Genomic DNA, 23,529 nt, shown 5'->3' on the forward strand with positions numbered 1-23,529 from the left:
AGAACCATTTTTTAAGTGAGCAGTCGAGACGCTAAAAAATAAAATATGACGTAATAACAAGGCATTATCCCCATGAGAATATGAAGGACTGACTATCAACGATATTCGAAGCAATCCAAAACTAAAAACCCATTGATTATCAAAAAAATTGATCGCCTTGGCGGCGACCGCCAAGGCGAGATCACAAGGGTTAGAACTTCACGTTAACTTTTGCCCACAAGGTGCGCCCCGGTTCATTAACAGACGTATTCGCGGAATAGCCGAAACTGCTGTTTCCAGCAAGGTTCAGGTGTTCGCTGTAATCCTTGTTGAACAGGTTATCGACACCCGTGCTGACTTTGACGTACTGATTGACTTTGTACGCCGCATTCGCAGAAAAGACCGCAAAACCCGGGCTGGCGGCAAAATCCTTGCCAACGACATTTCCTTCATTCTCGGCGATCCGGTTCTGGCTGCTGACCAGACGCAACAAACCGGCACTGCTCCAGTCCCCTTTTTCCCATGACAGCCCTAGGCGGGCTTCCAGCGGTGGGATTTGTGGCAATGGTCTGCTGTCACGGGTATTTTCAGCCCACGAATAAGCAAGGCTGGTCTCGGTTTTCCAACTGTCCGTCAGTTTATAACTGAAGCCAGTCTCTCCCCCCGTAATACGGGCATTAACGTTATCGGCTTCGCTAACGCGCGCATTGTTGGGATCATAACGGAACAGAATAAAGTCGTTAACATGCCCAACGTAGGCGGACACCCACCCGTTCAGTTTCTTGGTGCTGTACTGTGCACCTATATCCAACTGAGTGGTTTTCTCCGCTTTTACACTATTAAAGGAGCTGGTATTGCCACCAGGCCCATAGGTTGGAGAGAACAGTTCCCAATAATCAGGGAAACGCTCGGTATAACCCACACCGGCATACAGCATCAGTGGCATGTCTGCCAGCGAGTGTTCTATGCGGGCAAACCCGGCATGTAACACATCGTTACGTCCTGCAAGGCCGGTGTCGGTAAAGTTATCTACCAACACACGATCCAGACGCGCACCGCTAACGACTTTATCCTGATCGGTGGCTGTCCAGGTCAACTCACTAAAAACGCCATAATTACGGAAGCGAGCATCTTTCACCCAGCTATCGCTTTCTTTATTACGGTGCGTGTTCTGTTGCATGTCTGCGCCGCTTTCAAGTTTGATATCGCTCCACAGCCAAGTTCCCATCATGCGGCCACCGACGGTCCGGCGATCAAGTTGCATAGCCATGGGCATGCTCATATTCATGCTCGAACTGCTCGCCGTGTTCATTGAGGATGACATGTCCATAGCCGATGACGTCCCCATGCTCATTGATGAACTGTCGTGCATGGCGCCCATGGACGAACCCATGCCGCCCATTAACATACTGCCGGGTGATCTCAACGAAAAATTGTCCATGATATGGTCGGCATAATTGTAATAAGTGCTGGCTTCAAATTTGTCGAACATGTCCCCGATGTTGGACTTTTCAAAGCGCATCCCTAGGCTTTCGCGTTTGAATTGCGAACCATCCATACTGCGCCCGGCATAACGCGCTTCGCCATCGCCTTGCCCTGCGGTCAGCTCCAGCCAGGTGTCTTTATCCGGCGTCCACCCCAGTGCCATATCCGCGTTCCACTTATCCCACTGAGAAGGAACTCGCTGGTTGTTACCATCCTTGTAGTCGTCAGAACGTGATTTGTTGCCGATCAGGCGCAGGTAACCTTGCTCATTCCCCAGACTGAGATCCGCATTTTGATCCCAACGATTATTTGATGCCCCGAGCAGGCTGGCATCCCCCTGAATACCGGCTTTCTCAAAAGAAGGTCGCTCACGTTCGAAATGCACGGTTCCTGCAGAGTTACCCGGCCCCCAAAGCACCGTTTGTGGCCCCTTGGTCAGCGTCAGCAGATCAAAACTTTCCGGTGAAATATAGGAGCTCGGTGCATCCATACGCGCGGGACAGGCTCCGAGCATTTCACTGCCGTTGGTCAAAAGGCGCAAACGCGAACCGAACATACCGCGAAAAACCGGATCGCCATTGGTTCCGCCGTTACGGATTTGAGAAAACCCCGGAATGGTTTTCAGATAATCAGACCCGTCACTGGCCGGAACCGGCTGGCGCGGTGTTTTAGGTGAAGTCACGATCGTCAGTGGAGAAATGGCTGGTGCAGTAACCACCATTACCGATGCATCATCTGGGGTAGCCGCGCTATTCTGATGTCCTTCATGGCCGTCTTCAGCCTGAACAAACGCGGGTAAGGTGAACATCAAGGCCATCATCGTTGCCAGCGGTGATAAAGAGAATCGAGTATTTTTCATGGTTAAAGCCTGTTTTTATCGGCCTGCCTTTCCCAAGCAGGCACTCGCTGACCACCATATGGAATGGCCAACATAGAGCGTCGCAAAACGGTGAGCCTGTATCCGGCTCTGTTTCGCGATCGGTAAATTATTGTCTTGCTGAACGGCAAAACTTAATGCAGTGAAAACAGGCTAGGCGGTGCTCGGGGCTGGTATTCGGAGTAACAAGCGGACAGTAACGGAGCAACAATGACAGGCAAAAACGGTGCCTGTGAAACAAGCCGTATCAGCCAGATAAAAGGAATGAAAACAGTCTGAATCAGCGGTAAGTGAATGAGGAGCTGACAATAGCCGCAGGCGATGTCCTCCATCGGTGAACTGCCCGGCTTTGAAGCCAGGTGGTGGGACATGCTCTGGGAGACAGCGCAGGCACTGTCCAAAGAAGCATGGAGCTCATGCTCCATACCTGGCATGGCGTGATGCATGGCCGCCATATCAGGCATATTATTGTGTGTGCTGGCGATCGCTGCCGAACAAGGCTGACTGGCACGCTGGTGATCCAGCGATTTCGAAATCACTGGAGCCACGAACAACATCAGTATTGCCAGCAACGCCAGATAAATGGGGGACTGGCGGCGAGAAAGTGAAAAAAGCGATAGCACCCGAACAACCGCACTTTAAAAAAATGTTGCGCTATAGTACCGAATGAGAAAGGGGATTGTTACAAAAACTCTATTCATCTATCAAAATAAAGAAGTTGATCATGGTTCAATACGAAATCCCATCTCCAATCCTACACAAATCCGAAGGATCACCAGATGCTGTATCTGACACTAAAAGTGGCAGAAAACCAAGGTGCCCTATGCGCAACTTGTAGATCCTGTCGTTCAGGTTATGCTTTACAAGATAACATAACGCAAACTTGACAAGTCATGAGAACACAATCGGTAAACATAACGCTGAAAAGCACTATTGGCATCGGAATGGTAGGAATACTACTCGTTGTATCGTTGTGTTTAGTTATTCATCACTGGGCTGATTTCGTGCAGTTTTGCATCAATATGCAGATTTACATGCACCGTTCTCTGATAACTTACCTTTTGCAACAACGGGAACATCAATACCGCGGTGGAGTGATGCTGGCATTGGGTAGTTTTGCCTATGGATTTCTTCACTCGATTGGGCCAGGACACGGTAAGTTTGTCATCACTACCTATCTGGCCACTCATCGACAACAGTTGCCGCGTAGTCTTTTGATTACTCTACTCGGTAGCCTGTTGCAAGGCTTGATGGCTATCCTATTCGTTCTGATATTAGCGATTACCCTCAATTTTTCAATGGGCGATCTTAGCCTTAGTCGCTATTGGGTAGAGAAAGGGAGCGCTGTGTTCATAGCCTGTTTTGGTCTGATACTTTTATGCCGTGCCAGCGGAATGCAGTCGCATAGATCATCTACGAAAAGACCATCGGCATTCCGTATATTACAGGGATCATCCGTATTACCCTCTGCTATAGCCTCACGAGGATACAGTCACAATGGACAGTGCGATTGCGGACATCGGCATTTACCTAGTGTCAGTGAACTGACGGGTGACTGGCGCCATACTCTTTGGGTAATTGCCGCCATCGGTATACGCCCTTGTAGTGGTGCAATTATGATCCTGGTTTTTGCCAATGCAGTTGGCATATTTACCTGGGGAGTGATTTCCGCCATGAGTATGGCGTTGGGCACCGCGCTCTCGATTATGATCTTGGCAACACTTGTGCACCATCTGCGGGAGCGTTTCATTATTAATACCAGTAGTGCCGTCTTGAATGCTTATCTTCCGCAGGTTGCACGAGTAGTCATGATGACGGGGGGGATCATTCTACTGTTGTTTGCGTTGGTCTTATTCAACTCCGTGATCCCAGTCAGCTTCAATGGTGATTTTATTTCTGCAGGTTGCTAAGAGTGCATGTGTACCATTGCTAACTGGTAGCGATGCCAGTTCACTCTCATCGGCAAGGGTCAGCAGTTGGGTAAACACCTGTATCAGGTAGTCAAAGGGAACAAGCCCATTGGCTTTTGCCGTTTCAACAAGACTATACGACCGCGAACCGCTGCGCGTGTTTGACAGCATCCAATTTTTTCTGCCAATGACAAATGGCTTGATGGCACGCTCCAGCCGTTTATCTTGTGGTGTGCTGTCGAGTGCCAATCGTTTTTTGGCATTGAAAAAAGCACTGCGTGTGATGTTGTGTCGTTTGCAGAACTTAGATTGATTGAGCCCGGAGCGTTGCTGTGCGTTGAATAATTCACACTACACCTCGGGAGTTCAAGGGTTCTTCTTTGCCATATTGCCTCTCATCTTCTGTGAATTTGAAAGACAAGAGCATGATATCTCATCGCATTAAACGGAAGGTGTGGTACTAGCCACGCTTACAGATGAACGATATTTTCGCCAAACATTAACCGCATATCCAAACCCACTGACATCCCCAACCGTACTCTCGGCAGTTCAGAAACTCCTGATGTATTAATTATTACAGTTGTAGATACATTGTGTATCCTATACAGTGTATATACTTGCTTAAGAGAGGTAATGAAAATGGCTACTGTAACGTTAAAGAAATGGGGTAACAGCCCATCAATCAGGATACCGGCCAGCATCATGCAAGCGGCAGCATTGCATGTTGAAGACAAACTTGATTTGAAAATAAACGAGGAGGGGCAGATCGTTTTGATCCCGGTAAAAACGCAAGAATATTCCCTCGAGTCGCTGTTATCCGGCATCACACCAGAGAACCTTCACGAAAAGGTAACTTTCGGTGTACCCGTTGGAAAGGAATTACTCTAAATGGTTTCACGCTTTGTTCCCACTTGCGGGGATCTGATCTGGATTGATTTTGATCCAGTAGAAGGCCACGAACAGGGAGGTTACCGCCCAGCCGTTGTGCTTAGCCCTTTTTCCTATAATAATCCCGTTGGCCTGCTGCTTTGTGTTCCCTGCACCACGAAGGTTAAAGGTTACCCCTTTGAGGTAGAATTATCGGGCAGCCGCGAAAGCGTAGCCCTTGCTGACCAAGTGACCTGTGTTGACTGGAGAGCGAGGAAGATAACTAAAAAAGGCACAGTGACGCCTGCTGAACTGGCAGAGATTAGAGCTAAAGCCAAGGCGCTAATCGGATGATGGATACGCGCCGGAAGATAACTGATGCTTGATATGGGGCCGTGTTTTGGAACCACCCTGAACCACATTTAATACTCTGACAGGAGAAAACAGTATCGAACCTATTCCCTTTTTGATGCCAAACCATCCGGGTGCCCTATTGGTGGCCCCTTGAATTATCGAAAAATAATATCTTTAAATAACATAGGCCTTATTGGTTTATTCCGAGTCCGCATCGATATTCTGTATTTATGTTTCCCATCGCTCCCAAATATAGTGTAAAGCTCCCACCAACGTCCGCTTTGCACTACTGCTGCCATGCGCAACCGATGATAAAAATGTGTACTCTTATCCAGGCACGCAATGAGCTTCAACGTGGATCTCTGGCATACTACGCGGATACAGCATTGTAAGTCGGATCAAAGCGGAGGGCGGCATGACAGATAAACACTTAACCCAATCCCCTGCAGGTGAATTTGTTATGTTCGCCAGCGATGACGGTGAAGTACGCGTTGAATGCCGCTTTGAACAAGAAACACTATGGCTACCTCAAGCGACTATTGCGAACCTTTACCAGGTCACTCCCCAAGCCATCACACAACACATTAAAGCGATCTACGAAGGTGAACTTGAGCAAAACGCAACCTGTAAGTCTTACTTACAAGTTCAACAGGAAGGGAGCCGTCAGGTAAATCGTAATATGCTTCACTACAGCCTGCCCGTCATTCTTGCTGTTGGCTACCGCGTTCGTTCACCTAGAGGTACCCAATTCCGCCAGTGGGCAACCCAAACGCTCCAGGAATACCTGATCAAAGGTTTTGTGATGGACGATGAGCGGCTGAAAAATCCGCCCGTGGGTTCCTCTGCCGTGCCTGACTATTTTGACGAGATGTTGGAACGCATCCGCGATATTCGTGCCAGCGAGCGGCGGGTTTATTTGCGGGTTCGGGAGATTTTTGCGTTAGCCGCCGACTACCAACCTTCACTCAAAGAAACAACGCTGTTTTTTCAAACCATCCAGAACAAACTGCATTTTGCCTGTACCGGTCATACTGCTGCCGAACTGATCCACCAACGTGCTGATGCCAGCCAGCCCCATATGGGCTTGAGTAGCTATAAAGGTGAAGAGGTGCGTAAAAGCGATGTGACGGTGGCGAAAAACTACCTCAATCAAGACGAAGTCAGCGAACTTAACCGCGTGGTCAACATGTGGCTGGATTTTGCCGAAGATCAGGCCAGGCGTCGCCAGCAGGTGTTCCTGCGTGACTGGCAGGAAAAGCTGGATCAGTTCCTGCAATTTAATGACCGCGAGGTTCTACAAGGAACAGGCACGGTAAGTAAGAAAACGGCAGATGAAAAAGCGCAGGCTGAATACGTCCAGTTTGCTGAGCAGCAACGCCGCTTAAAAGAAGTTGAGGGGGAAAAGGATATCGCCGGTTTACTGCGGTGGAAAACCGATACCAAAAAATAGCTTCAATGCCCCCAGTTTCCACAAGCAAAATTTTTTGGGGGCATTATAGGGGGCACCAACCAAAATCCAACACGATAAAATTAAGTAAATTCAATAGCACTAGCGATCAAATGCGACTCCTGTGATCTCCGCCAAATATTCACCGCCCCCGTTAAATCAAAAAATCTCAATAAAAAAATCATTACGATATTTCCACCGAAAGATCGGGATACCATCCCCCTAAATAGATGTTCCTAATACCGCTACACTTGATCTTTTTGGTAGCTGGGAGTGATCAGGAACGCCGGCACGCAGTAAACCTCTCCCTGGGGGCTTGTATCGCGCGTCCATGCGCGCCAAGGTCGACTAACTTGCCTCACTCCCACCTGTCGCACTATTACGCGTAGTTATTTAGATTTCACCCGCATCTCGGCTGTTCCTAAGCAACCGCATCACCTGGTAATTACGGGTCGTTAACGGGAATGGGTTCGCAGAATAGAGTGCTTTCCTGGCTTCGACTCTTCTCGCCTGCTGGTGATAGTTCGCAGTTCAGTTTCACTCGGTCGTTTCTTGAATAGCCCGAGAAAACCCCGCCAAGGCGCTGACTGGTGTAAATGCTAATTTCTTGTCCCTGATGGTCAGTTGTTGTCAGCGACCAGTGACTCAGGCGGTCTTGTGGCCCTACGGGAATAAACACATGCCAATTACCCTTTGGTGCCATTGAAAAATGCCCGTTGCTGTCGGTTTGTGCCGTGGCGATTTGGCGGTCGAATTCAGTTAACGAAACCGCTACCCCGGCCAGTGGCTTTCCAGCGTTAGTCAACGTGCCCTCAATCTGCGGGGTGGGGTAATCATGGTAAACGCAGCCGCTGAGCAACCATGGCAGAGCAAAGATGGCCAGGCTTGTGATGCGGAATGTGGTAACTGACATGGCGCGAATCCTTTTGCGTTCTGATATTTTCCTGTTGCGTGGTAGCAGTATACGCGGGCGACACAATGCACGAAGCAGACTCATGCGGCGATGGAAAAGTGCCCGTTGAGTACCGTTTTGAACAAGAAACGCTGTGGCTTCCCCAAGCGACTATGGCGAACCTTTACGATTTTCTGCAGGATACGCTTAATGAACAAGTCTATCTGACCAGCTCGTTATTCATTAAAAACATAGCGTTAATTTAATATTCAGCATCTCTCCTCTTGGTTGAAATATAAAAAAAAGAGTCTACGCTTTAATAGAGATTTTCTTTTATTTGCGTTATGCCTCGTTTTAATGCCACATGGTGATTTTTTTAAAAACAATGGGTTGCCAGAATATCAGTAGAGGGATTAAACATGAATAAGTCCTACAGAGTCATATGGAGTGCAGCATTACAGGTTTGGGTTGTTGTCAGTGAGCTTACCAAGAGTCAACAGAAAACAGCCAACCACAGTAGTTGCTCTCATCAAAGTAATAAAAAAAGGACTCAATCTAATAACTTATTCAGAAATAGCGCTATCGCGTTATCACTTTTTTCCTCTCTGGCCATCTATCAAAACGCCTATGCCATCACAGCGATTCAATGCTCGGCAGATCCGAATTGCGTTGAGGTAGGTACCGTTTTGGCATTAACGAATGCAATCAATAATAGTGCGACAAATGCGCCAACGACAGTACTTATCACCGCTCCCTTGGTCATTCCTTCATCTATTCCTGTTTTGTTAAATAATACTAATAATCGACATAACCTGGTTATTGATGGTGGGGGAAATAATTTTACCTTTAATGCAGCTGAGGCATTCACTGGTGCGGCAACGGATTCTGGCAATCTGACTTTTCAAAATTTTGGTAATATTAGCTCCAATAATGGCGGTCCTATATTTTACTCGGTCACTAATACCACAACAGCCGTTACAGTGAGTCTTGATAATTTTGGAACTATACCAAATGGCAAAATAGTTTCTCTTGGTGATGATAGTGGGACATCTTTGCCTGCCAATAATAACAGTGTGTTGCGACTGGTTAATTTTAATGGAAGTATCACTTATGCTGCTTTTATCCAGTTGGCTTTAGCGACTACGGTGGAATTCACCGGCACAAGTACTGTTGCTGGGTTGGGTAGTGGTGGATATCCAGCCATATTTTGGGGTATGGGTAATGCGGCTAATAGTTTGATGCATTTTTATGGGACTTCCAACGTAACAGCCACAGGCCGTGTTTTTACTAATGGACCTGCTGACAAAGGAGGAACAGGAAAAACCTACAGTTACCAGATTGATGATGGTGCCATTGTTAATATGGCATTTTCTGCGCAAAACCCATTAGGGGTGGCTAATAACGGTGTGCAGATAGGCTCTTATAATACTGGAGCAGGGACATTTGGTACCGGTGCTACTCTTATTATGAATAATCTGGCGGGGGATGTGATCAGTAATGCATCCAGCACTGTCGGTTCCAAGATTGATAATGGCCCTACCTCTCCGGGTGATGTGATTTATAACCTAGGGGCGGGATCCAGTCTTATTGTCGCCTCAGGCGCTAGCAACAACGGTATTTATGTCAGCAAAACGGGTGCGGGTGGAACGGGTAATATCTATATCCGTTCTAATGGACTGATTTCTTCGGATGGTACTGGTGTTGGTGCCCCTAGCGCAGGTACTGGGATTAATGTCAGTGAAACCGCAACAGGCTCAGCGGGCAATGTTGTGGTTATGAATGACAGTGCGGGCAATATTGTCAAAGCCACGGGCATCAACGTGACGGATAATGCTTCTGCGGGCACCGTGAATATCACCAATGCGGGCACGATCACCAGTAATATTTCGGGCATCACCCTCACGTCAACACTGGCCGCTGGTAAAACCATGAATGTGATTGGCACGGGGGGTATTATTAATGCTATCGCGGGCAACGGTATTACGCTCAGTGATGCCAATACCATCCTCAATCTAACCGGCGGTACTATTGCGACCACCAATGCCGCTAACGGCATTAATTTCTCTTCCACTACAGGTGCTCGAACCCATTCTATTGACGGAACAACCTTTAATATCAATGGCACAGGACAAGCGATTGTTAAAGCGAGTGGTGCCGCGACAGTAAATCTCAGCAATACCACGATTAATAACAACGGTGCTGGCCCTGTGTTCACGTTCGCGGGGGGGGCGGGGGGTTATAATTTTAACGCCGGAACCAACATCATCAATCTTACGGATCCTGCCAGTATTGGTTTTCGCACAACCGCAGCACTGGATTTAACCAATTTTTATCTCACCATTGATTCAATCGCGGGTGGCAGTAAAGGTATCTCCACCACAGGCACGCTTGCTGGTTCGGAAAGCGTAATTGTCGGCCCTAATACCTCTCTTATTGGAATCACTGCCATCAGTTACGATAATGGCGCTCTAGCGCAAACCTTAACCAATAATGGCCTTGTCAGTGGTAGCGTTGCAATGGGGGGAATCGGTAACACCATTACCAATAATGGAACATTAGCAGCCCTCACCAGTGGCGCGGGTAATGATGTGTTAACGCTTAACACGGGTTCAGTAAGCAATGATGTGATTGATTTAGGTAATGGTATTAATACCGTTAATATTTATCAAGGCGCTACCGTTGCGGATATTCAAACCGGGACAGACAATGATCTTTTCAATATTTATAATTCAAGCCTCGTGAGTCCAATAGAACTGGGGTTACTGAATGCAGGCACGGGAATTAACACGCTGAGTTTAATTAATTCTGTTATTGCATTGGCTCCCACCACGTCATTACAAAATTTCTCTGCGATTAACTTGGATACTGCCTCTCAGCTAATCTTGAGTGATACTAATAATGTCACTTCCGGCACCATTAATTTGTCAGGCATTGGTACAAATCAACTGGTATTTGGCGCTGATTATAATGGTGATTTCAGCGCTGTGATTGGCGGGGTTGGTAATACTGAGTTATTAAATGGTGCTAACGTAACCTTAACCGGTGCTAATACTTTTGTGGGTACATGGAATGTTGAACTCGGTAGCACATTAAATGCGAGTGACTACAGTGTTCTTTCGCCGGGCAACCAGTTAGGTAGTGCTGCTATTGAGTTAAATGGTGTTTTGAATTTAACCAACGCTGGCACCTTCAATAATGCACTGACAGGTAACGGTATCCTTAATATTGATAATGCGGGTACAGGTTTTAGTGCGGGTGCTGGCGTAGGTAACGCCTTTGCTGGAACCGCCAATATTTCGAATACCATTTTGGATTTAACACCCATTAATAGTGCCGTATTACAGAATGCAACATTAAGTGATAACTCGGGCAGTGTGATTACCATGTCCGCCGGTAATTACAATATTGGTAATTTAAACTTTGGTGGCGGGGCGCTGCGTTTTACCACCGGCGCTCTTATTACTACGAACACATTAAGTACCACGGGTAATTCTACCATTCAAGCTGACCCACAATTGTTAACCTCAGGCAACCTGTTAGACCTCGATACTGGGGTATTAATGGATCTGGTAAGTAGCCAAAATTCACTGACTCCAGCCCAGTTGGCTAATTTTACCCTGACGGACCTTAGCGGTGCGACTCTTGCTCCAGGCAGAGATGTCGCTTATTTCCAAGGGGGTAATAATGTTGCTTTAAATACCTTCAGTTTTTCTTTGGTCAGTAATCTGGGATTAAGTATTTATGAACAATTATCTGTATCGCAAATTTTGGACGGGCAAACCCTCACATTAACGTCAGCAGGAGCCACTGACACAGGGCTAAGCGCGCAACTCACAGGTACAGGTAACTTAGCTATTGATGCCACTGGTGGCCCCATTACCTTGAATAATGGTGCGAATAATTATCAAGGTACTACTAGCGTAGATTCAGGCACATTGAATGTTGGCGCTGATGGTGCATTGGGCAATACGTCATCATTAATCACATTAGCAGGCACGATCGTTAACCTCGGCGGTTTCACGCAAACAGTAGGCTCTTTGACGAATGCAGGCATCCTTGATCTTGTTGGTGGTACGTTAACTCTTACTAACGGCGGTACTTCATCCAGCGTTAACGGATTAGTAGGCACAGGTAACTTAAATGTTCAAAATGGTCTTTTTACCGTTTCAGCGGCGAATAATGGCTACACGGCACAAACGAACATTAATACAGGCGCTGCTGTTACCTTAAGTGCCGCGGACGCTTTGGGCTCAGGGGGGATTAGTGTTGCTGGCACCTTGAATCTCAATGCCGCTGACGCTAACTTCGATAATGTGTTGTCAGGCGCGGGCGCTGTTAATGCCAACGCTGCCATTACGTTGGCCGCTGATAACACCGGATTTACTGGTTTCTATAATGTGACTTCACCCGGTAGCCTGACCGCCATTCAAGCTAACAATTTAGGTACGAGTACTGTTGATTTGCTCAATAGTGGCGCTCAACTGATCTTGAATGGCTTTAATGATTCATTAACGGCGGCACTTGTGGGCGTAACGGGCTCATCCGTGGAGGTTATCAATAGCGCCAATACGGTATTAAGCACCGATAACTCAGGTTTTGCAGGATTATTTAATATTGACGGCACCAGCACCCTGACTGCCAGCGACAGCATGCATTTAGGTGGAAGTTCAGTAGCCATTGCCAGTGGCGGGCAGCTGATTTTTGATGGTTACAATAGTGGCATTTTATCAACGCTGAATAACACGTTAACTGGCGCAGGGAATTGGATATTAACCAATAGTAGTATCGATTTGTCGGATAATACGACCCGCGTTTCTGGCCTCACTGGCGACATCGTTCTTAATAACGGGGCGGTGTTAACCATGAATCAGGTTACGACCTTGGATGCTGGAACAGCGCTCAATCTTGCTAATAGCAACAGCGTGCTCAATATTAACACCACGGGTGCCTTCACACTTGGCAATGAATTGCTCGGTACAGGTACGGTTAACGTCAATACCGCCAATGGCGCTTTTGATTTTGCTAATACCGTTGGTACGGGTTTTGCTGGCACAGTGACTTTACAAGATACTCAATTCTCTTTGGCTGATACCAACGCAGCTACTTTAGCTGGAGCTTCACTAACCCTTAACTCGGGCAGTGTAACTACAGTGGGCGTGCCTAGTGTATCCAGTAATCCCAGCATACAGAATCTGGAAATCAACAATGACGCTGTTCTGACCTTTACCGCTGGCGCGCCCTTAGCCGAAGCAGAAAGTGTGTTAAATGTAAGTACATTTACGGCTAATGGTGGCGCTATTAATCTCAATACCGGGCTCGGATGGGATAACGTCAATCCTGTACCGACAGGCCTTTCCATTCTCGATCAAAACCGCGGTGTGGTGGGCTCTAAGCTAATCAATGCTACTAGTCCTTCGGTAGGTGCAGGTAACCTCACCTTACAGATCAATGGGGTTGCCATTGATTCGAGTACTGCGGTGACGGCGAACATTACTCAGGGAGCAGATACCGTTGCCATCGCAACCTATAACTACGCCTTGACGGACAGTGACACTTCCGGTGCCGCAGGGCTTTATCTGAATTACGGCTTAACCGAGTTGAATTTAGTATTCAATGGCGCCAATGCCTTGAAAGTTGCCACAGGCACTGACCCTACGTCTAATCGGGAACTCACAGCTTTGATTACCGGCACGGGTGACATCTTTTTTGATGCCACTAACGGCCCTTTAACGGTTTCCAATAACGACAATGATTATTCGGGAGCGACAACCATCAGTGCTGGCAACCTGATCTCTGGCGCTGATAATGTGCTTGGTGGCACGTCAACCTTGACCGTGAATACCGGGGCTACCTGGAATCTTGATAGGCACAGTCAAAATCTTAAAGTATTGGCGAATTCGGGAACCATTGACCTCGCACAAGGTGTGCTGAACATAAGCAATGGCGGTACTTCCGATTCCGTGGGTGGATTAACGGGTGCCGGTACCCTGAATGTCACCGGAGGCACACTGACCTTATCTGCTGATAATAATACGTTATCCGCCGCGACCAATATTGCTTCTGGGGCCACAGTCACACTCAACAGTACGGGTAATCTTGGCGTCAGCAGCCTGGTGGATGTAGGGGGTACCTTAAATTTCAACGGTGCGAATACCTTTGCCAATCAGTTTAGAGGTGCTGGCGTCATCAATACTAACGCCGCGGTGCAATTGTCTGGCGCGAGTACTTTTTCAGGTACTCATAACGTTAATGCTGACGGTGCATTGACGGTAACGGCTGCCAATAATTTGGGTGATGCGGCGGCTACAGTGAACTTGCTGACGAACACTTCACAGCTAATTTTCAGCGGAGTGACAGATACGGTTGCCAACATGTTGACCGGAGTGACTGATTCCACCGTGTTGATTAATAACTCGGCCAATATGGCGCTCTCTGGTAATAACAGCGGGTTAAATGGCCTGATCAATATTGTCGGTACCAGCACCTTGAGTGTCAGTGACAACCAAAATCTGGGGGCGAGTGCGGTTGATATCGAAACGGGTAGCACCTTAATCTTTAATCAATTAACCGGCACATTAAATAATGTTCTCAGTGGTGCAGGGACGTGGGCGTTATCAGGCAGTAACGTGGATTTAATTAATACTAATGCCAATACTTTCCTCGGCACGGTCAGTATCAACAACAGCTCAACACTCAATATCGATAGCGCTAACTTGCTTAATACTGCCACCATCGTCGATATCGTGACGGGCAGCGACACCTTGAATATCAACAATAATGGTAATTTTATTTTTGATAATCAGCTAATTGGTACAGGCGTGATGAATGTTACCACGAACAATAACCAATTTAGTTTTGGTGCGAATATCGGCAATGGCTTTACGGGTACGGTCAACCTGTTCAATACCCAGTTCCTGCTTTCTGGTGATAACACCACAGGCAATACCAGCACTACGCTGAACTTAGATACAGGCAGCACCACCACGGTGGGAACAGGAACGCAATCCATCGGCGCGTTAACCTTTAATGGGGGCACCCTGATTTATGACCAAATCATTGAAAACAATGGGCAATTGACTGCAGCTGGCACCATCAATGCAACCTCAATTAATACCACAGGTGGCGGTACGGTGAGCGTGGCATTACCGGCAAATGTGCAGCCTGATATTACCGGTCTTGGCGTATTAAGCCTGGATACCGGGGCGATCGTAGTGGGTTTAATCCAAGGTACTGCAACTGGAACGGGTCAAGAGTTGACCTTAACTGATGGCACCAATACACCCATTACCTCCACTTATAAGCAAGGAATTCTCAATCCCAATAGCACCACAGTTGCAGCAACAGGCACCTTTGGTTTTGGTTTGACCACGGGAGAAGCGCTGGATGGGTTGTATATGAATTATGGCTTGTCTGTCTTGGATCTTTTGACAACGACTAACGACGCTTTAGTACTGACAGGAGCTTTGGCGGATAACGGCACGGCGGCTAATGAACTCACTGCACAAATTATCGGTACGGGTGATTTGGCGGTGAACTCGCCTAACGATGGTTCCATCGTCGTGTTGTCTAATGACACCAACAGCTACACAGGCGCTACCTTGGTGCGTTCAGGTATTTTACAGCTAGGGTCTAATTCCGCGCTGGGTAATACCGGCAACTTAAGTATTAGCAATGGCGCAACAGTTGATTTAAGTACCTACACACAAAGTGTCGGCACACTGAACACAGAAGCCAACGCGCTGCTGGATATGGGCGAAGGTACTCTAACCGTTGGCAATGGCGGATTAAGTAACGGCATGTTGACTGGCAAGGGTGGCTTAGTACTCACGGGTGGAATATTAACACTGACGAGCAACAGCCCTGATTATCGCGGTATCACCGATATTAACGCAGGTGCTACAGCGTTATTGAAAGAAACCAAAGCGCTGGGTATTGGTGCGATTATTGTCGATGGCACTTTAAATCTCGATGATGCCGTTGGTGGTTTATATAACCCGCTATCCGGTTCTGGCAATACGCTACTGACCAATAACTCTGATGTTCTGTTAATGAATGATAACAGTAATTATAGCGGTACTTTCACGCTGGAATCAGACAATGCGATGACGGCAACCGAAGCTAAAAACTTTGGTGCGGCGTCGGTGAACAATAACGGCAATCTCATACTGAGCAATACGAGCTACTGGAATTTGACTACGCCGATTAGCGGCACGGGCGTGGTGACCAAGCAAGGTAACGGCATGGTATATATCGGTAGCAGCACTGTGACTGCCAATGCCACCGTGGTGCAGGCAGGGTCTTTGATCATTGGCACTGAGCCAGCTCTCATGAGCGCAGTCTTACCTGCGGCAAGTGGCCCGGTGGTATTAAATAGCGATGTCTTTGTACAGACCTATGGCACCTTCGGTGGTGATGGCACCGTAACTGGTAACCTTACCAATGAGGGGAATGTTCTGGTAGGCCGCAGTGCTAATGGCGTTGATTACGGCACCCTCACCGTTAATGGTGATTATATTGGTCAAGGCGGTAACCTGACCTTTGATAGCGTCCTGGCCGGCGATAACTCACCCACCGATAAACTAGTGATAGCGGGCGACACGTCGGGAACGGGGACCGTGGCGGTGAATAATATCGGCGGTCAAGGGGCACAAAACACGAACGGCATTGAAATCATCAGTGTTGGCGGCACCTCTGCCGCTACCTTTACCCTCAATGGCCGTGCGGTAGCTGGAGCTTTGGAATATTTCCTCTATCAAGGCACGACGGCTGACCCGACCAATGGCAACTGGTATCTGCGCTCGAACTATGTCCAACCGACTTATCGTCCAGAAGCGGGAGGCTATATCGCCAATATTGCGGCGGCCAATACTCTGTTTAACAGCCGCCTGGAAGACATGAGCGCCAGCAGTACCGCCAATGGCACGGACGATATGGATACCAGCCTGTGGTTACGTCAATCTATCTCACGCAACAAATTCAAGGATGCCAGCGGGCAGCTCTCCAATACCAGCAGTCGCTTTGTGACCCAGTTGGGTGGCGAAGTGTGGGATGGCCAGTTGACGGGTAAGGATTACGTGGGTGTAGGCGTGATGGCCGGTTATGCACGCTCTACCGGTACCACCGACGCCACGTCACTGACCTATAAGGCGGATAACAGCCTGACGGGTTACAGTATCGGTGTCTACGGCACCTGGTATCAGAATGCCGTCAAACATAACAGCCCTTATGTCCACACTTGGCTGCAGTACGAGTGGTTTGAAGGTTCAGTGAACGGTGATCTGCTCTCCAGTGAAAAATACCACCTGCGTGGTGTGAGCATGTCGGTGGAGGGGGGCTATCCGTTCCAGGTCTATCAGGTGGCTGACAACAGTGGCTATATCACGCCGCAAGCCCAGCTCACTCTCAACGGTGCGAAGATGAGTGATCTCACCGAGGACAACGGCACGTTGGTACAGCAGAGTGGACAGAATAATCTGCAAACGCGTTTGGGTGCCAAGTTCTCTAACGATACGCAATTAGGAGCGGATAAAGCGCATCCACAGATCCTGACCAGCTATCTGGAACTGAACTGGATCCACAACACCCGTCTGGCGGGTGTGACGATGGATGGCATGGAGATGCAACAGACTGGCAGCCGTCATCTGGTTGAAGTGAAACTCGGTGTCGAAGGTAAGGTCAACAACAACCTGAGTGTCTGGGGTAGCCTGACCAACCAGATTGGGCAACAGAGTTATGATGACAAAGCGGCGATGCTGGGGGTGAGGTATAAATTCTAAGGGCTTGATCTGTTTTCTTTAATGTCTTGATGTGATGGCAGGTGTGCGGGGAACCGCACACCTGTTATGACCTGATGAGGTGATACAGCAACCCATCCAGCACATGGGGAGACTCCCTGACCCGGCTGATCATTTTGGTATAAAATGGGCTGTATTAGTCTGATATATCCGTCATACTTGCCAGTTGCATGTGTGTCGGCTTTCCTCGCTCAGAAAGTATTATCTGCCAAATGACGCAGGATGATACGCAAGATAGTACATCTTACACGCCAACCAGGAATATCCTGACACTGAAGGCCAGAGATGTTGATGCTTTGAGGATGTAGGTTCAGAGATAAAACAATAAGGTCGCCCTGCTGTGAGCATACCGGGTATTCTGTCCAAAGGTACTGGTCGACGGAAACATTTATAGTGCGATGGACGCGCGCTTCTCAAGATTTTTCAATCGTTCTGGCCAAATAGCTGGACAATACACAACAAGAGGAAAAAGTATGGTAATCGCCCCTTCACGTGGTCGTGTCTTTGCTCTGGCGCTGGGTTTGCTTGCCGCGAGCGTTGGTATGGCGCAAGCAGCCGATACGGTGCGCGTTGGCTCTAAAATTGATACCGAAGGCTCATTGCTCGGTAACATCATCGTACAGGTGCTGGAATCTAACGGCATTAAAACCACCAATAAGTTACAGCTTGGCACCACCAAAGTGTTGCGCGGCGCGATCACTGCCGGTGAAATTGACATCTATCCGGAATACACCGGCAACGGTGCGTTTTTCTTTTCTGATGAAAAAGACCCTGCATGGAGAAATGCTCAGGCCGGTTTTGAGAAAGTGAAAAAGCTGGATTATGACAAGAACAAAATTGTCTGGTTGGATGCCGCGCCGGCCAATAACACCTGGACCATTGCTATCCGTCAGGACCTGGCGGATGCCAATCATCTGAAAACAATGGCCGATCTGGGCAAGTGGATCAACGCTGGCGGCAAGTTCAAGCTGGCGGCGTCAGCTGAATTCATCGAGCGTTCGGATGCCCTACCCGCGTTCCAGGATGCCTACGGCTTTAAGCTGAACCAGGATCAGTTGCTGTCGTTGGCCGGTGGTGATACTGCGGTGACCATCAAGGCGGCGGCGGAGCAAACCTCCGGTGTGAACGCGGCGATGGCCTACGGGACCGACGGCCCGGTAGCAGCGCTGGGGCTGCAAACGCTGGAAGATCCAAAGGGAGTGCAGCCGATTTACGCGCCAGCACCGATTATTCGTGAAGCAACGCTTAAACAGCATGCCAACATCGCTGAATTACTAAAACCGGTATTCGCTTCACTGGACGGTCCGACGCTGCAAAAACTCAATGCGCAGATCGCGGTGGAAGGTCAGGACGCCAAACAGGTTGCGGCGGCTTACCTTAAAGAGAAAGGTTTGGTGAAGGGATAACATCTCTGGCCCCCAATGGGGGCCGACATGGAGCCGGAGAGTTTCTTTGATTATTGCCGTAAAAAACCGCGTATTACTGACACTGTTTATTCTGTTGCTGCTGGCTGCATTTGGGCTGCCGTTTCTCAGTTATGCCCCCAATCGCCTGTTATCGGGCACGAGTATTTCCCTGATGTCCCTATTGCACGGTCCGCCGCTGTGGCTGTTGGCGCCCCTGTTGCTACTGGCGGCTCTCAGCCTATTGGCACCGCTCAGGCGCAATGCGTTATTAACCGTGCTGGCGGCTTCGACGCTGCTGACGCTCACACTGTGGATAAGCGGCCATGCCGCCCTGCAGTTGGCACAACAAGGTTCCAAACTGGCGCGCACTTCCTTGGGGAGCGGTTGTTGGCTGATGCTAGCGCTGAGCCTGCTGATGGCTGCCGACGCCATCACTCGCATTACCTCCTCGCATTTATGGCGCATGCTCAGCAACCTGTTGGTGATATTGCCTGCACTGGTGCTGTTGTTCAGCCATCAGTTGGATCAACTCTCATTGTTGAAAGAGTATTACAATCGGCAAGATGTGTTTGATGCCGCGCTGTTACAGCACCTGACTATCCTATTGGCGACGCTGGTGCCGACATTATTGATTGGTGTGCCGCTCGGGGTGTTGTGTTTTCGCTCTGCACGCTGGCAGAGGCCTATATTCTCCACACTGAATATTATCCAGACAGTTCCGTCGATTGCCTTGTTTGGCCTGTTGATCGCGCCTTTGGCGGGTTTGGCGAAAGCATTTCCTTGGCTGGCAGAACATGGCGTCAGTGGCATTGGTATGGCACCGGCAATTTTTGCGTTGGTGCTGTACGCCCTGTTGCCGCTGGTACGCAGTGTTGTCGCTGGGTTGCAAACTGTGCCAGCCAGCGTGATCGAATCCGCCTGTGGCATGGGGATGACGCGTGGGCAGGTTTTCTTCTGCGTACAGTTACCGCTGGCGTTGCCGTTGTTCCTGACCGGCGTGCGTATTCTTGCGGTGCAGACCGTCGGCATGGCGGTGGTCGCGGCGCTGATTGGTGCCGGAGGTTTTGGCGCTATTGTGTTCCAGGGCCTGCTCAGTAGCGCACTGGATTTGGTGCTGCTGGGGGTTATTCCGGTGATCGTGATGGCGGTAATCGTCGATTCACTGTTCAAGTTTATGGTTTCAATTTTGGAAGTGTCACGCCGATGATTCAGTTTAATCAGGTCAGCAAGATTTTTCAGGGTAAGCCCGCGGTGGACGATCTTACATTGCAGATTGCCAAGGGTGAATTTGCCGTACTGATCGGCACCTCTGGTTCAGGCAAGTCCACAACGTTAAAAATGATCAACCGACTGATCGAACACGATCAGGGAAAAATTTTCTTTGCCGGTGAAGAGATTCAGAAATTTAAACCGCAGGATCTGCGCCGCCGAATGGGTTATGCGATCCAGTCGGTTGGTCTGTTTCCGCATTGGACAGTGGAGGAAAATATTGCCACGGTGCCACAACTGCTGAAATGGCCACGCGCACGAATTCGCGATCGGGTGACTGAATTACTGGAGCTGTTACATCTGGAAGCGGATTTGTTCCGTCATCGTTATCCGTACCAGCTTTCCGGTGGGCAGCAGCAGCGGGTTGGGGTTGCACGCGCATTGGCTGCTGACCCAGAGGTGTTGTTGATGGATGAACCCTTTGGTGCACTTGATCCGGTGACACGTGCGGCGTTGCAAACTGAGATTTCACGTATTCATCATCTCTCCGGGCGCACCATTGTGTTAGTGACGCATGACATTGACGAAGCATTGGCCCTGGCGGACCGTATCGTGTTGCTCGACCAGGGCCGCATCGTGCAGCAGGGCACACCGCTGGAGCTATTAACCGTACCGGCCAACGATTTTGTGCGTGATTTCTTTGGCCGCAGCGATCGCGGTATCAAACTCTTGTCGTTAAGCACCGTGGCTAAGCGGGTACGCCCTGGCCATGCGGAAGGGGAACCCATCACCGCCGCCATGAGTCTGCGCGAAGCACTGTCGGTGTTTGTGGCCCGGGGCTGTGAATGCTTACCGGTGATTGGCGAACAAGGCGAGGCGCTTGGCGTGTTGTATTTCAGTGATTTGATTAGCCAAAAGGCATTGTCATGAACCTGTCATCGGTCTTGCGCTGGCTACGCGATCCACTGCCCTGGACCTTTGCCCTGCTGCTGGCATTGGTGTTTGGCATGAATCATCTACAGGGTCTGTTTGCCGCCTGGTTCCCGGATCTGGATCGGCCTGTATATCAGCAAGACAGTTTTATCTCACTGGTATGGGCACACCTGTTGTTAGTGGCGGTCTCCAGCATGATTGCTGTGGTGATTGGTGTGGCCGCTGGGGTTGGCGTGACACGCCGTGCAGGTAAAGAGTTCCGTTCGCTGGTGGAGACCGTTGTGGCGGTTGGCCAGACCTTTCCGCCGATTGCGGTGTTAGCGGTCGCGGTACCGGTTATGGGGTTTAGCGAAAAACCGGCAATTATTGCGCTGGTACTGTACGGTTTGTTGCCAATCCTGCAGGGTACGTTGGCGGGCATTGAATCGGTACCCAGTGCCATCCGCGAAATTGCGCAAGGAGTCGGGATGAGTGCTAGGCAGATCCTGTGGCGTGTTGAACTCCCCCTGGCGGCTTCGGTGATTGTTGCCGGTATCCGCACTTCGGTGATCATTAATATCGGCACGGCGGCGATCGCCTCCACCGTTGGCACTAAAACGCTTGGTTCGCCGATTATTATTGGCCTTAGCGGCTTTAATACTGCCTATGTGATCCAGGGTGCCGTGGTGGTAGCCCTGTTGGCGATCATCACCGATATGCTGTTTGAGCGCTGGGTGCGGCATCTCACCGCCTGGAGTCAACAGACTCTAACGGTTTCTGCTGCCGAGTAAGGAAAACATGATGCAGGTATCTTTGCCAATGTACGCAGGGTTCCACCAGGTGCTGGTACGGTCAGTAAGGTCAACAGACAGGCTCCCCCTCATTCAAGGAGGAGAAGCCATAGATTATCAATAATCTCGTTAGTAAAGGCCCAAGAACTTCCACCATGCCAGACCGACAGTTAACAACACCAGCTGATTGACCACGCTACAGACAAACCCGGTACTCCACCAGGTGGCGGTGGGAACATAGCCAGGGGCAAATAAAATGGGCCCGCGTGCATGGGTGTATTGTGTCAAAGAGCATGAGAAGCTACTGGAAAATGCCAACATCAGAGCCATTGGCATACTTGGGATCCCCAGTTGGATACCTAATGTGAGGAAAACTGAGTATAGCGCGACAATTTGCGCATTCCCGCTAGCAAAGAAATAGTGCGCATACAGATACACTGCATTCAATACTACCAATAGCACTATCCAATTACTGTTACCTGCCAGGCCGCTCACTTCCTGGCCGACCGTGTTGCCAAACCATGACATAAAGCCCAAGTCTTTCAATTGATCTGCCATCATTAATAGTGCAGCAAACCAAATCAACGTATCCCAAGCCCCTTTTTCGGAAATCACATCTTTCCAGCTTAATACACCACTCAGTAACAGCAGAGATAAACCAATAAATGCCCCAGTGGTTGGGTCGATGTTTAACACTTTGTAAAAAATCCACAGAACAAGCAGCACAACAACCGTGCCTGCCATCATCCACTCTGGTTTTGACATTCCCCCCATTTCTGCCAGCTGTTGTTTTGCCAACTTTGGAGCATCAGGCGTGTGTTTGATTTCGGGTCTGGCAGTAAAAAAGTAGATAACCAGCGGGATAAGGATAAAAGAAACCAGGCAAGGGACCACCGCAGCCACTAACCAACCGGTCCAGGTCAAAGTAATATTTTCATTCGCGGCTAGTTTTACAATCAATAAGTTACCGGTAAAGGCTGTCATAAACATGGCGGAAGTAACATCGTTGATATTCCCCATGCAAGTCACCAGAAAAGTGCCTATTTTTTTACGTGAAGCATCATCTGGCCGGGATTCAAAGCTACGTGCCAATGAGTCTGCGACGGGATAAAGAACCCCACCACAACGAGCCGTATTACTCGGCATAGCAGGAGCCAGAATCAAGTCAGCTAATGCCAAACCATAAGCTAAGCCTAAGGTTCTTTTCCCTAACAGGGTAATCAGTATCAGGGAAATTCTACGCCCCAGGCCGGTTTTAATGAATCCTCGCGCGATAAGAAACGCCACAACAATCAACCAGATTGTTGAGTTATTCATATTTCTTAAGCCGGTTTTAATCGCATCGGCGGCGGTGGCATCTCCACCGGCATTGAGGACAACATAAACGGTGATCGCAATGATGCCAACAGCACCAATCGGTAGCACATTAATAACAATGCTGATGATCGTAGCAACAAATAATACCAGAGAATGCCAGGCGGCCAACTTCAGCCCTTCAGGTGGCGCGATATTCCAGAATATTAATGCCAGAACGATGATGATAGTTAAAGGCAACCATTTAACATTACTTACCATAATAACACTCCTATTTGTTACAATAGCGCAG

The 23,529-nt window shown here is 48.9% G+C and carries 14 protein-coding genes and 1 pseudogene; 10 read left to right on the forward strand and 5 right to left on the reverse strand.

Annotated elements, in window-relative coordinates:
• Positions 1–190: 190 nt before the first annotated feature.
• Together IO95_RS21445 and IO95_RS21450 are read right to left on the reverse strand one after the other, a co-directional pair.
• Positions 191–2,185 carry a TonB-dependent receptor domain-containing protein gene (locus IO95_RS21445; RefSeq protein ID WP_369794339.1) on the reverse strand — a complete coding sequence of 665 codons (1,995 nt, stop codon included), beginning with the start codon at positions 2,183–2,185 and terminating at the stop codon, positions 191–193.
• 290 nt (positions 2,186–2,475) lie between these two features.
• A complete protein-coding gene (locus IO95_RS21450) occupies positions 2,476–2,964 on the reverse strand; it encodes a DUF2946 domain-containing protein (protein WP_152554915.1) in 489 nt (162 codons plus the stop codon).
• A 270-nt stretch (positions 2,965–3,234) separates the two neighbouring features.
• On the opposite strand from IO95_RS21450, the gene IO95_RS21455 reads away from it, so the two are divergent.
• The gene (locus tag IO95_RS21455; RefSeq protein WP_037384791.1) at positions 3,235–4,251 is read left to right on the forward strand and encodes a nickel/cobalt transporter; all 1,017 of its coding nucleotides are present in this window, start codon (positions 3,235–3,237) and stop codon (positions 4,249–4,251) included.
• Positions 4,252–4,314: 63 nt separating this feature from the next.
• Here IO95_RS21455 and IO95_RS26565 read toward each other — a convergent pair.
• A pseudogene (locus tag IO95_RS26565) lies at positions 4,315–4,476 on the reverse strand (transposase domain-containing protein); the annotation flags it as partial.
• A gap of 414 nt (positions 4,477–4,890) precedes the next feature.
• Here IO95_RS26565 and IO95_RS21465 point away from each other — a divergent pair.
• The 3 genes from IO95_RS21465 (at position 4,891) to IO95_RS21475 (ending at position 6,922) form a co-directional block, all read left to right on the forward strand.
• Positions 4,891–5,139 carry an AbrB/MazE/SpoVT family DNA-binding domain-containing protein gene (locus tag IO95_RS21465; RefSeq protein WP_023492664.1) on the forward strand — a complete coding sequence of 83 codons (249 nt, stop codon included), beginning with the start codon at positions 4,891–4,893 and terminating at the stop codon, positions 5,137–5,139.
• On the forward strand, positions 5,140–5,472 hold the full coding sequence (gene mazF, locus IO95_RS21470) for an endoribonuclease MazF (RefSeq protein WP_023492663.1): 333 nt from the start codon (positions 5,140–5,142) through the stop codon (positions 5,470–5,472).
• 415 nt (positions 5,473–5,887) lie between these two features.
• On the forward strand, positions 5,888–6,922 hold the full coding sequence (locus IO95_RS21475; protein WP_023492662.1) for a virulence RhuM family protein: 1,035 nt from the start codon (positions 5,888–5,890) through the stop codon (positions 6,920–6,922).
• Positions 6,923–7,364: 442 nt separating this feature from the next.
• Here IO95_RS21475 and IO95_RS21480 read toward each other — a convergent pair whose 3' ends face one another.
• Positions 7,365–7,832 (reverse strand): DUF6795 domain-containing protein, encoded by a 468-nt coding sequence (locus IO95_RS21480; protein ID WP_023492661.1) that lies wholly within the window; start codon positions 7,830–7,832, stop codon positions 7,365–7,367.
• A gap of 65 nt (positions 7,833–7,897) precedes the next feature.
• Between IO95_RS21480 and IO95_RS26570 the strand changes: the two genes are divergently transcribed.
• From IO95_RS26570 to IO95_RS21510, 6 genes are all read left to right on the forward strand, one after another.
• The gene (locus tag IO95_RS26570; RefSeq protein ID WP_037384798.1) at positions 7,898–8,077 is read left to right on the forward strand and encodes a hypothetical protein; all 180 of its coding nucleotides are present in this window, start codon (positions 7,898–7,900) and stop codon (positions 8,075–8,077) included.
• Between the two features lie 153 nt (positions 8,078–8,230).
• Positions 8,231–17,587, forward strand: a complete 9,357-nt coding sequence (locus IO95_RS21490; protein ID WP_037384801.1) for an autotransporter outer membrane beta-barrel domain-containing protein — start codon at positions 8,231–8,233, stop codon at positions 17,585–17,587.
• A 491-nt stretch (positions 17,588–18,078) separates the two neighbouring features.
• Positions 18,079–19,011, forward strand: coding sequence for an ABC transporter substrate-binding protein (locus IO95_RS21495; protein WP_023491190.1), 933 nt, complete (start codon positions 18,079–18,081; stop codon positions 19,009–19,011).
• Between the two features lie 46 nt (positions 19,012–19,057).
• Positions 19,058–20,218 carry an ABC transporter permease gene (locus IO95_RS21500; RefSeq protein WP_023491191.1) on the forward strand — a complete coding sequence of 387 codons (1,161 nt, stop codon included), beginning with the start codon at positions 19,058–19,060 and terminating at the stop codon, positions 20,216–20,218.
• Positions 20,215–21,150, forward strand: coding sequence for an ABC transporter ATP-binding protein (locus IO95_RS21505; protein ID WP_037384803.1), 936 nt, complete (start codon positions 20,215–20,217; stop codon positions 21,148–21,150). The genes IO95_RS21500 and IO95_RS21505 overlap by 4 nt, the downstream gene beginning before the upstream one ends.
• Positions 21,147–21,923 carry an ABC transporter permease gene (locus tag IO95_RS21510; RefSeq protein ID WP_023491890.1) on the forward strand — a complete coding sequence of 259 codons (777 nt, stop codon included), beginning with the start codon at positions 21,147–21,149 and terminating at the stop codon, positions 21,921–21,923. The genes IO95_RS21505 and IO95_RS21510 overlap by 4 nt, the downstream gene beginning before the upstream one ends.
• A gap of 129 nt (positions 21,924–22,052) precedes the next feature.
• Here IO95_RS21510 and IO95_RS21515 read toward each other — a convergent pair whose 3' ends face one another.
• Entirely contained in the window at positions 22,053–23,498 is a 1,446-nt protein-coding gene (locus IO95_RS21515; protein ID WP_037384806.1) for a DASS family sodium-coupled anion symporter, read from the reverse strand.
• Positions 23,499–23,529 lie beyond the last annotated feature (31 nt).

Source organism: Serratia sp. DD3 (genome assembly GCF_000496755.2).